The sequence below is a fragment of the Mucilaginibacter kameinonensis genome (assembly GCF_003675385.1).
Lineage (GTDB): Bacteria > Bacteroidota > Bacteroidia > Sphingobacteriales > Sphingobacteriaceae > Mucilaginibacter > Mucilaginibacter kameinonensis.
The window spans coordinates 130,225-141,652 of the sequence record NZ_RCWZ01000005.1 but is presented as its reverse complement, the minus strand read 5'-3'; the positions used below and the strand labels follow the sequence as shown (position 1 = coordinate 141,652).

General features: G+C 40.4%; 10 protein-coding genes and 1 other RNA gene. 9 read left to right on the top strand and 2 right to left on the bottom strand.

Features of this window, described 5'->3' with window-relative positions; all coding sequences use genetic code 11:
* Nucleotides 1-29: 29 nt before the first annotated feature.
* Complete coding sequence (locus EAH55_RS23695) at nt 30-2,111, top strand: tetratricopeptide repeat-containing sensor histidine kinase (protein WP_121811848.1); 2,082 nt, start codon at nt 30-32, stop codon at nt 2,109-2,111.
* A gap of 3 nt (nt 2,112-2,114) precedes the next feature.
* Here the strand turns inward: EAH55_RS23695 and EAH55_RS23690 are convergent, their stop codons facing one another.
* Nucleotides 2,115-3,473 (bottom strand): GH1 family beta-glucosidase, encoded by a 1,359-nt coding sequence (locus tag EAH55_RS23690; RefSeq protein WP_121811847.1) that lies wholly within the window; start codon nt 3,471-3,473, stop codon nt 2,115-2,117.
* 296 nt (nt 3,474-3,769) lie between these two features.
* On the opposite strand from EAH55_RS23690, the gene EAH55_RS23685 reads away from it, so the two are divergent.
* The 8 genes from EAH55_RS23685 to EAH55_RS23650 all read left to right on the top strand — a co-directional run bounded on the left by EAH55_RS23685 (nt 3,770) and on the right by EAH55_RS23650 (nt 10,513).
* A complete protein-coding gene (locus EAH55_RS23685) occupies nt 3,770-4,237 on the top strand; it encodes a DinB family protein (RefSeq protein WP_162997010.1) in 468 nt (155 codons plus the stop codon).
* Nucleotides 4,238-4,280: 43 nt separating this feature from the next.
* Nucleotides 4,281-4,691: a succinate dehydrogenase assembly factor 2 gene (locus EAH55_RS23680; RefSeq protein ID WP_121811845.1), complete on the top strand. Its 411-nt coding sequence runs from the start codon at nt 4,281-4,283 to the stop codon at nt 4,689-4,691.
* A complete protein-coding gene (locus tag EAH55_RS23675) occupies nt 4,691-5,338 on the top strand; it encodes an SCO family protein (protein ID WP_121811844.1) in 648 nt (215 codons plus the stop codon). Before EAH55_RS23680 ends, EAH55_RS23675 begins: the two co-directional genes overlap by 1 nt.
* Complete coding sequence (locus EAH55_RS23670; protein WP_121811843.1) at nt 5,335-5,751, top strand: c-type cytochrome; 417 nt, start codon at nt 5,335-5,337, stop codon at nt 5,749-5,751. The genes EAH55_RS23675 and EAH55_RS23670 overlap by 4 nt, the downstream gene beginning before the upstream one ends.
* Nucleotides 5,752-5,918: 167 nt before the next feature.
* Nucleotides 5,919-6,306: RNase P RNA component class A (gene rnpB, locus EAH55_RS23665), an RNA gene on the top strand.
* Nucleotides 6,307-6,487: 181 nt separating this feature from the next.
* The gene (locus EAH55_RS23660) at nt 6,488-7,873 is read left to right on the top strand and encodes a sigma-54-dependent transcriptional regulator (protein WP_121811842.1); all 1,386 of its coding nucleotides are present in this window, start codon (nt 6,488-6,490) and stop codon (nt 7,871-7,873) included.
* A 97-nt stretch (nt 7,874-7,970) separates the two neighbouring features.
* Nucleotides 7,971-8,438, top strand: a complete 468-nt coding sequence (locus EAH55_RS23655) for a hypothetical protein (protein WP_121812433.1) — start codon at nt 7,971-7,973, stop codon at nt 8,436-8,438.
* Between the two features lie 401 nt (nt 8,439-8,839).
* The gene (locus EAH55_RS23650) at nt 8,840-10,513 is read left to right on the top strand and encodes a hypothetical protein (RefSeq protein WP_121811841.1); all 1,674 of its coding nucleotides are present in this window, start codon (nt 8,840-8,842) and stop codon (nt 10,511-10,513) included.
* Here the strand turns inward: EAH55_RS23650 and EAH55_RS23645 are convergent.
* Complete coding sequence (locus EAH55_RS23645; protein WP_121811840.1) at nt 10,510-11,385, bottom strand: fructosamine kinase family protein; 876 nt, start codon at nt 11,383-11,385, stop codon at nt 10,510-10,512. The genes EAH55_RS23650 and EAH55_RS23645 overlap by 4 nt on opposite strands.
* Nucleotides 11,386-11,428 lie beyond the last annotated feature (43 nt).

Genomic DNA, 11,428 nt, shown 5'->3' with positions numbered 1-11,428 from the left:
ACACTAAACCTGACGTAACTTAATCTTTGATGTTTATATACAAAAGCTTTAAACAAACAATACAATCTGTTATTACACAGGTATGCTTGTTTTTTGCTTCCTTGTTGCTCATCATCAGTTCCTGCCAGCAACAACCTAAGGGTTTTCTTTCGTCATCTGCATACAATAAGGCGGTTGATACAGCAACCTCCATGTATGACAATGGTCATTACAAAGCGGCTGCCGATTATCTTGACTCGGCCTTTCACCATTCCAATCATCTCGGCTTTAAACAGGTATACAATTATTACTTTTTCATTTATAATTACGCAGCTCACGTAAAGAATGATCGTAAAATGGCTTTGCTATATGCAGATAGCATGCTCAACATTTTTGACACGCCTGAAAAAAAGTTAAAATTCACCAGCGAATACGGCCAGGCTCATCTTTCTAAAGGAGATGTATTGTTTGATGAACGCCGCTACAACGAAGCTTACAGCTATTTTTATGAGGGAAAAGTAATTGCCAATAATAACCTTGACGATTGTACCATGGGCGATTACAGCTACCGTATGGGCATGATCCTTTACAAACAGGAACACTATGGCCGTGCAGCTTCGTTTTTTAAGAAAAGTTTTGAGGAAACAAGTTCATGTGAAGGAAACTTTAACTATTTCTATCGCCGTCAGGAGTTGCTGAATAACATTGGTTTAAGCTACAGCAAGCTGCAAAGAAACGACAGCGCCATGTACTTTTATAATAAAACGCTCGACTATCTTAAGGCTAACGCGGCCAGGTTTAAAGACCGTCCGGAAATGGGTGAAGTATCCAAAGGTGTTGTGTATGGTAACATCGCCGATGTTTATATGAGGCAGCGGAAATACGATGAAGCTAAAGACCTGTTAAAAAAGAGCATCGCTATTAACTTGCGTAAAGGCAATGATAATAACGATGCCCAGTTTTCTGAACTTAAACTTGCTGCAATATATGATAAGCAAAATGCCAATGACTCTTTATTAAACATTCTCAACGTTATAAAGCTACAGTTTGACAGCGTAAAAAGTCCTGACGCTATACAGGATTGGCATTTGTTAATGTCGAATTATTTTGAGAAACAGAATGATCATCAGCAGGCAATGGCGCATTATAAGCAATATGATGAGCTTAAGGATACCATCACAAGTGAAAACAGGAAACTAAAGGAAGCTGATGTAGCGGAACAGGTTAAAAGTCTTGAAAAAGACAATGAGTTTAATAACCTCAAGAAAAACAACGAATTACAACACGTCTACCTTAGGGTAACCGTTGTTTTTGCGTTGATGCTCATTATTATCATTTCTCTGATATTTTTAAACTGGCAAAAATCAAAAAAGAACATTAAAACGCTTGGAAGTCTTAATCACCAGATAAACCACCAAAACAATCACCTGGAAAATGCCCTGAATGATCTAAAGCTCAACAACCAGGAAAAAGACCGCATTTTGCGTACCGTTGCACATGACCTGCGCAACCCTATAGGTGGCATAGCATCGCTTACGAGTATAATGAGCGAGGAGAATTACAGCGACGAACAGAAAGAGCTCCTCGGCATCATCAGGGAAACCTCGTTTAACTCCATTGAGCTGATCAATGAAATACTGGAAGCCACCGAATCTACTTCAACAACATTCAACAAAGAAGCAGTTGAAATTAATTCATTATTAAGCAATAGCGTTGAGCTTATGCGGTTTAAAGCAGCGGAGAAACAACAGGTGATCAATCTTGCTCAATTAAACACTCCAGTTGAGATTTGTATCAGTCGTGAAAAGATATGGCGGGTAATTAGCAACCTCATTAGCAATGCCATTAAATTCAGCCCGGAAGGATCAGCTATTTTAGTGATGACGATTGAACTGGAAAATGAAATACAAATTTCAGTAAAAGACTATGGCATCGGCATTCCTGATAAGCTAAAAAACCAGGTATTCAATATGTTTACCGACGCCAAACGCCCCGGAACCTCCGGCGAAAAATCATTTGGCCTCGGGCTTTCCATCTGCAGGCAAATTATTGAAGATCACAACGGGCGCATCTGGTTTGAAAGTGATACCGAAAATGGCACTTCATTTAACTTCACACTGCCTAAAAATTAACTGTTATTTTAAAAATTTAGCATACCACTTGCCCGAAGCCTTAACCGTGCGTTGCTGGGTAGCATGATCAACATGGATCAATCCAAAACGCGGATGATAACCTTCGGCCCATTCAAAATTATCGGTAAGGGTCCATACAAAATAGCCTTCAATTTTATGCCCTTCATTTTTCGCTTTTAGCACTTGTGCTAAATTATCCTTTAGATATTTAAGTCTCTTAGGATCATTTATTTCACCATCAGTAACAGTATCGGGAAAAGCCGACCCGTTTTCTGTAATGATTATCTTTTTAACGTTAGGATAAGCATCATATTTTTTGATCATATGATAAATTGAAGGAGGATAAATTTCCCAGCGCATAGCAGTAAGTTCAACGCCCCTGTTCTCGGCCTTAACCATACTTGCGTTGATATAGGGCGTGAAGAATGAATATTTTACAATTTCACGGGTGTAGTTCTGGATACCTATAAAATCAAAATCAAAACTTAGTTTATCCTCGTCGCCGGGATAAAAATATTTTCTGAGATCTTTAAGGGCGGGGAGATCATTTATAGGGTACCCCATCCCCAGCAAAGGTTCAATGTATAAACGATTGATCAAGGCATCGGCACGAACAGCCGCAGCTATATCCCTCGGTTTGTTTGAGTAAGGTTCTATTTGTGAACACGAAAATGTTGTGCCTATTTGCGCTGTTGACGGTAAAAGTCTTCGCAGGATACGCCCACCTTCAGCAATACTCATGGTAACATGATGTATGGCAGGCACAAAGTTTTTCATACCACTACGACCAGGAGCGTGAATACCAAAAAAATACCCCGCGCCTGTAAATACCACAGGTTCGTTCATCACCATCCAGTGCTTTACCCTGTCGCCAAAATTTTGAGCGCAAATGGTAATAAATTCACTGAACCAGCTAATAGCTTCGCGATTTGTCCATCCGCCCTGAACTTCAAGTACGTGAGGCAAATCCCAATGGTATACGGTTAGCCAAGGCTCAATCCCCTTTTTAATACAATAATTGATTACCCGGTTATAATAATCGATACCTGCCTGGTTAACTTTCCCGGTACCATCGGGCAGGATACGTGTCCATGAAATAGAAAAGCGAAAATTGGGGATGTTGAGCTCTTTGATCAGATCGATATCGCGCTCGTATAAGTTATAAAAATCGCAAGCGGTTTGGGCATGGTCGCCATTCAGTATTTTTCCTTTTTTTGTGGTGAAGGTATCCCATACAGATAATCCTTTTCCATCGGCATCATGAGCGCCCTCTATCTGAAAAGCAGCAGTTGAAACGCCCCATTCAAAGTCGTTACCAAAAAGATCTTTTCTTAAATGTATTTCCCGGTCAGTAAGTTCCATTAATTTGAGCTACAAAAGCCCAAAAGTGCGATTATATTTATAAATGAAGAATTATAAGTGATAACTTAATGTATGAACGATGAACGCACACTTTTAAGCATCATCCACTGACGGAAGTTGATCAGCAGCTTTGAAATATTGATGATGAATTTCATGACCTTATGTTTTAGCTATAAAATAAAGGTAACAAGCAGATGTTTGCTGAATATGACAACTATGTTATTTAATTGTTAACCAGCATTGTTATAAATATACAAAATTGCTTTGATACATTAGCCGCTAATTTTACTAACACCATGAAAACATACTTTTTGAAAATGTTTGGCTATAATCTTTTTGCCAGTAATCTCATAATACAAGCCATGGAAACAGCCGGTTCGCCGGATATAACACTCAAGCTCATGGGACATTTACTTGCTGCCGAACAAGCCTGGCTTGAAAGATGTAAACTCGTGCCTCCGTCAATGCCGAACTCATGGCCCGAAAATGTTACAATTGAGCAATGTAAAAAACAGGTATCTGAGCATTATGAAGCATGGATAACGTTTTTAAACGAAATAAATGAGGATGATCTAAATAAGATAATCCGGTATCATAGTTTTACCGGCGACTATTTTGAAAACCAAGTGGGCGATATTGTAACCCAGGTACTTAATCATGGCACGCATACCAGGGCGCAGATTGGCCAGCAGCTTAAGCTTGCAGGCGTAAAAACTTTACCTGTAACAGACTATAGTTATTATTTAAGAGTATTAAACAGCTAAACATTTAGCATATTTGCCAAGTTTTATCACGCTATCAAAAACCATGAAAAAATATCTATTCATTGCAGCAGGAGCTGCCCTATTATTCGGCTGTACCGACACTCAAAAACAGGAAAAAGATCTTTTGAACCAGGTAATTGCAGTGCATGATAAGGTAATGCCAAGCGATGTTAAGTTAACCGAAAATAAAATGCTGTTGGATAGCCTTTTAAAACACGGCGCTCCTACCATCAACAAAGATTCGGCCCAGGCGTATATAAAACTGGTTGACGACGCGGACAATGCGATGAATGACTGGATGCATAAATTTGATCCGGAGAAAAAGGATAAATCGCACCAGGAGTTTATGGAATATCTCGAGGCCCAGAAAAAACAGATCAATAAAATAGACACCATGGTAACCGTAGCAGTTACCAGCTCAACAAAATACATCACCCAAATACCGGTAAAATAATGAGGAACCTGTGGATAGGCATTATCATACTAACGCTTTTTAATGCCTGTAAATCAAATACTAAAACCGCACTGCCCATATTGGGATATAAAACGCCGGTAACTAAAACTGTTAATGGCAAAACAGTAACTGATACCGAATACGCCACTATCCCACCCTTTAAATTTGTAAATCAGTACGCTGATACCATTACAGAGAAAAGCCTGGATGGCAAAATTTATGTTGCAGATTTCTTCTTCACCACTTGCCCTTCTATATGCCCGGTAATGCACCGCAATATGCTCAACGTATATAAGGAATTTAAGGATGATAATAACTTCAGGATCATTTCGCATACCATCGATCCTAAATATGACACTGTACCTGTATTAAAGCGCTATGCAGATAAATTAGGGATTGCGGGCAATACCTGGTGGTTATTGCATGGCGAAAAAGGCGACACCTATAAAATTGCTAAAAGCTACCTGCAAAGCGTATCCGAAAAAAATCCTAAAGGTGAATATATTCATGATGGATTTTTTATCCTGATAGATAAGCAAAAACGTCTTCGCGGTACTTACGAAGGCACAGATCCGGCAGAAGTAACCAAATTGATTGCCGATATCAAAACTTTAAAGGCCGAACCGGACCAAATTGCTGCTAAATGAAATTAAAAGTAATTGGCGCAATAGCTGTTTTATTGATTGTAATCGGTGCATCATGCCAAAGCGACGATCAAATTGAGTTTAAACGCTATTACTCGGCTGGCAGCCTTGTTTATCAGCAACACTGTCAAAATTGCCATGGCGACAAAGGACAAGGGCTATCATCACTTATCCCGCCTTTAACAGATTCAACATATTTGAAAAACAATAAAACTGTGCTTGCCTGCTTCATCAAGAACGGTCTAAAAGGAAAAATAACTGTTGCCGGCAAAACATTTGACGACCAGATGCAGGCTGATGATATAGCTCCGCTCGAAATTGCTAAGGTGCTTACCTATGTTACCAATTCTTTCGGTAATAAAATGGGAACTATTACGCTGCAACAGGTTCAGAATGATTTGAAAAACTGTAAGTAGGTTTTAGTTCATAGATCATGGTTGATGGTTCATAGTTTATGGGAGGACATTATTCATAAATCATGAATAACGGCAATCAAAACAATTTAATTACAACGCTGCTATGATCCATGAACTATCAGCTGTGATCTATTAACAATGAACCGCAAAAATTTCCGTACCTTTATGCCGCAAAACGTTCTATCGCTGCCAGCTTGTTTGGCGGAGGAAAGTCCGGGCAACATAGAGCATCCTGCTTCCTAACGGGAAGGCGCCGGCAGCCGGCGACAGCAAAGTGCCACAGAGAAAATACCGCCCGCTTAGGTGGGTAAGGGTGAAAACGTGAGGTAAGAGCTCACGGCATAACCGGGCGACCGGCTATGACGGTAAACCTCAGGAGTTGAAAAACCAAATAGGTCCTGAAAGCGGAGTTGCTCGCTCCCGTATCTGCCGCAAGGCAGGTCGTTAGGATGGGTAGGTTGTTTAAACCTGTTAGTGATAACAGGGCCAGATAAATGATAGAAGTTGCCCTTTAACAAGGCAAAACAGAACCCGGCTTACAGATTTGCTGCTGTACAACCCCTTGCTGTAAAGTGAGGGGTTTTTACTTGAAGGCATTTTATTTTCAAATAAATTTAAAAACATTGCAAACATTTATCTGCCTTAAACCTTTATAGCACATTAAAAGTGTTTGTTTTTCTATACAAACTCATATATTAGCGATATAACAATTACTACCTGTACATAACTATACAACATGGCTAAAATTTTAATAATTGATGATGAGCGGTCGATACGTAATACGCTTCGCGAAATTTTGGAGTATGAAGATTACGAGGTTGAAGATGTAGACAACGGCGTTGACGGTCTTCAGTTAATTGAAAAAAAAGACTATGACCTGGTGCTATGCGATATTAAAATGAACCGTATGGATGGCATGGAGGTACTTACCGAAGGCCTCGCCATTAAACCCGATCTTCCGTTTATCATGATATCAGGCCACGGTACGGTTGAAACCGCTGTGGAAGCCAGTAAAAAAGGTGCGTTTGACTTTATCTCCAAACCACCTGATTTGAACCGCCTGCTCATCACTGTTCGTAACGCGCTTGACAGGGGGAGTTTAGTTGTTGAAGCCAAAGTACTTAAACGTAAAGTATCAAAGGTACGCCCTATTTTAGGTGAGTCGCAGGCTATTATTAAGATCAAAGAAACCATTGACCGTGTTGCTCCTACCGATGCCCGTGTGTTGGTTACAGGTGCCAATGGTAGCGGTAAAGAGTTGGTAGCACGCTGGCTGCATGAAAAATCAAACCGCTCAAGCGCGCCTATTATTGAGGTAAACTGCGCGGCTATCCCATCTGAATTAATTGAAAGTGAGTTATTTGGCCATGAGAAAGGTTCATTTACTTCGGCCATTAAACAACGTATAGGCAAATTTGAATCGGCAAACGGCGGAACGCTATTCCTTGACGAGATTGGCGATATGAGCCAATCGGCTCAGGCTAAAGTATTACGTGCCTTACAGGAAAATAAAATTACCCGTGTAGGTGGTGAAAAGGAAATTGATGTTGATGTACGTGTAGTAGCCGCGACAAACAAAGACCTGCTTAAAGAAATTGACGCCGGTAATTTCCGTATGGACTTATACCACCGCCTAAGTGTAATATTAATTCACGTACCGCCACTTATTGAGCGTAAGGATGACATTTCGCTGTTAACTCAAAGCTTTTTGGATGAGATCTGTAATGAATACGGCATGCCGGTTAAAAAGATCTCAGATGCAGCGTTGGAAGCACTTAAATCTCTTCCGTGGACAGGTAACATCCGCGAGCTTCGCAACATGGTTGAGCGTTTGATTATCCTGAGTGATAAAGTCATTACCGATAATGATGTACGCTCATTTGCCAATCCATCGGCTCCTGTTGCCGTTACGTCTGCTGGTGCAGCGGCTCCTGCGCCACAAACAGACTTTGATCAGTTTAATAACTTCCAGGAATATAAAGATTTTGCCGAGCGCGAATACATTAAATTCAAACTGGAAAAAAACAACTGGAACGTTTCAAAAACGGCCGACGATATTGATATTCAACGCAGCCATTTATACAGTAAAATTGAAAAATTTGGCCTGAAACGCGGCGAATAACATAAACTTTTGAAATTATTTTAAAAAGCATTGGCAATTATGATTGCCGATGCTTTTTTTATGCTATTATTGTATATCAATAACCTTTATTAACACCATGAAAACCTATTACTTAGCTTCTTTTTTGTTGCTTGTGCTGTGCTCATGCGGCAATCCGCCAAAGGCAACAACAGAAACAACCGAACCTGCAGGCAAACTTGACGGAACCTGGCACCTGATATCAAGCAAAAGTATCGTGAAGAATGATACCACGGTAACTACGCCACCAAAAGATCAGGAAATGTTCAAGATGTTTAACGCCACTAACTTTGCTTTTTTTACGCATGACCTGGTACATGGCAAAACAGCCAAACCTGTTTATTCATCAGGCGCAGGCACCTATACCCTATCTGGCGACGATTATACCGAACATCTGGCTTATTGTGATGCCCGCGATTGGGAAAACAGGGATTTTAAATTTAAGCTCACCGTAAAAAATGACACCCTGGTTCAAAAAGGGATTGAGAAAATAGATAGCCTCAAGGTTGATCATGAAATTATTGAAACTTATGTTAAAGTGAAATAATTCATCATATTAAAATAACATTATAATATGTAAAGCCCGGACCGGATGGTTCGGGCTTTTTTTTGAACTTATCGATATCATCCGGAAAAAGGCCCTGTTGATATATTAAATAAAGGTTATATAATTTTTAACCTATTTCAGCGATAATGATAGATCGCTATCAAACCAAAACGCAACATATTAATAAACAGGTACTTAAAAATTTACTCTAAAACTTTAAAGAGTAACGAAACCCGAAGCCTAAACTATACGTTAAAACACCCATAACTACACTACTACTCATATTCCTGAAACTTTAATTAAAAAAATAACTCCGAAAGGTTCATGGGATAGTTATGCGGTTTCCGCTGCCTCTGAAAACATTAAATATGTTTTTTATTAAACTTTATTAATTGTAGCTTATGAGCACAAAATTACAACGGGGCATGCAAATCGTATTTCACAGTAAAATACTGGCAGTCATTCTGTTTTCTACCTTTTTATTCAGCAGGTGCCGTCCGGAAAGGCTTACTCCGCCTGCGCAAAACTCTGAAAAAATGTCTGCGGGCGTTATTGACGCTTCCGGTAAATTAAGATTAAACTCGTACAGCGGCGTCGGTGTTCAGTTAAAAGATATGTTTGGCATTAACGCATATGAATGGAACTTTTTGCAGGATCCGGCTAACCCTAATCTGAAAAGTACCATTTATGAAACCAATATGGCGCTCATCAAATCATTCAGCGGCGTCAGGCATTACCTGGGTTGGGCCCGGATGGAAAGTACCAAAGGCAATTACACCTTCAGTCCAACACATGAAGGCAGCTGGGATTACGACCTTATTTATAACCGCTGCAAGCAGGAGGGTATATTGGTTTTAGCGGATATAAAAAATTGCCCACCGTGGTTGGTTAGCACCTACCCCAATGATATGCAAGACCTTGAAAACGCGCCGCTTCTTTATGGTTTAAGCAAGGCCGATCCGGCAAGTTATATTGAACAGGCACGTATGGCATTTCAATTTGCAGCCCGCTACGGCTACAATGCCAATGTGGACAGGTCGTTGGTAAAGGTTGACTCAAGCGTGCGCTGGACCAACGATCCACCCAACCAGGTAAAAATAGGAATGAGCGTGGTATCGTATGTTGAATGCGATAACGAACGCGATAAATGGTGGAAAGGGCCGGCAACGCAACAAACCGCCGAAGAATACGCAGCCAACATGTCTGCATTTTATGATGGTGATAAAGGCAAACTTGGTAAAAATGCAGGTGTAAAAAATGCCGATCCTAACATGAAAGTTGTGATGGGCGGTTTAGCTACCTGCAACGTAGATTTCGTGAAGAAAATGGTAGAATGGTGCCGTACTAATCGCGGTTACCGTGCCGATGGAAGTGTGGACCTTTGTTTCGATATCATCAATTACCATTATTACAATAACAATGGCAATATATTAACGCATCAATCTGCAACTATCGGCCTGCCCCCTGAGCTGTCCATGGCCGGCCAGATCGCCGACTCATTTGTTCAATACGCTAACTCATTAACTAAACCCCTCCCTGTTTGGGTAACCGAATCAGGCTATGATATAAACCAGGGAAGCTACCAGAAAGCGTTATATGTTGGCGATAAGTTACCGAAAGATACCCAGGCCGACTGGATCTTAAGAACTTCGTTACTTTATATTCGCCATGGTATCCAGCGCGTATTTTACTACCAGCTTTTTGATGATACCCCAAATGTTGATGTTCAGTATGCCACGTCAGGCTTGGCTGAAAACGGCAAACGCAGACCGGCAGCAGATTTTATATTGCAAACATCAAAATTAATGGGTAGCTATACCTACTCGGGCACCTTGAATGCAGACCCGCTGGTGGACAAGTATGTATCAGACTCACAAACCATGTACGCCCTTACCATTCCTGATTTCAGGGCACGTACAGGCACTTACACACTTGATTTGGGTACTCCGAAAGCAAATATCTACACGCTAAAAACAGGTGCAGACGAGGCAGTGAAAACCCAGGTTAATACAGTTGATGGTAAGCTAACCGTAACTGTATCTGAAACACCAATCTTTGTACAAGGCACCAACTAAACAAATACCGAAAGATTATCCCTTACCTGTTTGGCGTACATACCGCCAAACAGGTTTACATGAACCAATAGTGGATATAAGTTCCAAAGTTGAAGCCTTTGCTGCCAACCGTTCTGAAACGGAAATTCCGCATTATAGGCTTCATAAAAAGTACGGTCAAAACCACCGAAAAGTGTAGTCATTGCAATATCAAACTCGCGGTTGCCATAATAAACGGCCAGATCAATCAAATAAGGCTTTCCTTCTACATCAATTAAATAATTACCTCCCCAAAGATCGCCATGTAATAATGCGGGAGGTTCTTCTGTAAACAAACCCGGAAGTTTCTTATACAGCTCATCAAACTTGCGCACATCGCTTTGGTTGAGTTCTTTTTTATCTACAGCCATTTTAACCATGGGTTGCAATCTTTCCTCAATAAAAAACTGAGTCCAACTGCCATGTCTTTTATTGCTTTGATGGAGCGATCCCATATAGTTATCAGTATAAAAGCCAAATTGAGCATCGCTGTTCTTATGTATTCGGGCAATCTCCGTACCTAATTTAGAAGATGACAAAGCGTTTCCAGAACCTGCATTAATCCACTCCAATACAAGATAACTCTCATTGTCCACCTCTCCTTGAAGAATAACATCAGGAACCGATATTGTATTAGTCTTACCGATAGCGCATAAGCCCTCCTGCTCTCTTGCAAACATATTGGGATAATTGTACCTGTCGTTTACTTTTAGCAAATAACAACTACCGTCCCCCTGCAAACGATAAACTTTGTTTATGTCGCCACCAATCACTGCACTAACATCCGTAATGCATAAATTAAGTTTGCTTTGTATGTGATTAAGCACGCTATTAAAGATTTCGTTTTTAAACATATGGGCCAGAAAAAAGTCATCGGTCCTGGGAAACTAAAATTAT